Raw genomic sequence first — 436 nt, 5'->3', positions numbered from 1 at the left:
TTTATGTCAGTGCAACGGAAGCACCTTGGGCGCAGCATTACCAAATGGAAAGCTATATCAGCCAAGAATTGCCGGATGTGATCGAGCATCATTTCCTGGTAACGAAAGAGCGCAGCATTGCAGGGTTCAGCATGGGCGGGCATGGAGCGCTGCATGTGGCTTTGAAGCATCCCGGCCGATATGCTGCAGTTTCTGCCTTTGCGCCTTTATGTCATCTTATCGATACGGAAGGTGGCAGGCTGGCGTTTTCAGCTTATTTGGGTCAAAACGTAGAAACATGGAAACGCTATGACAGTACAGATCTGCTTCAGACGGCCTCGCATAAATTGCCTGTTTTGATTTATGTCGGCAGTGAAGATACTTTGTACCCTGAAGTCCTGCAACCCGAAGGGTTTGTCCGCTCAGCCCGAGAGCTGTCTCTTACACACACCTGACG

General features: G+C 50.2%; 1 protein-coding gene. It reads left to right on the top strand.

The features are described from left to right. The coding region (locus ACTHUF_RS11375; RefSeq protein ID WP_440407764.1) for an alpha/beta hydrolase-fold protein at positions 1–434 on the top strand (434 nt) is incomplete at its 5' end. Between the last annotated feature and the right edge of the window lie 2 nt (positions 435–436).

The sequence above is a fragment of the Neisseria sp. P0024.S006 genome (genome assembly GCF_051956595.1).
In the GTDB taxonomy this organism is placed as follows: domain Bacteria; phylum Pseudomonadota; class Gammaproteobacteria; order Burkholderiales; family Neisseriaceae; genus Neisseria.
The sequence above is the reverse complement of the archived record's forward strand: the minus strand, read 5'-3'. Positions and strand labels throughout refer to the sequence as shown.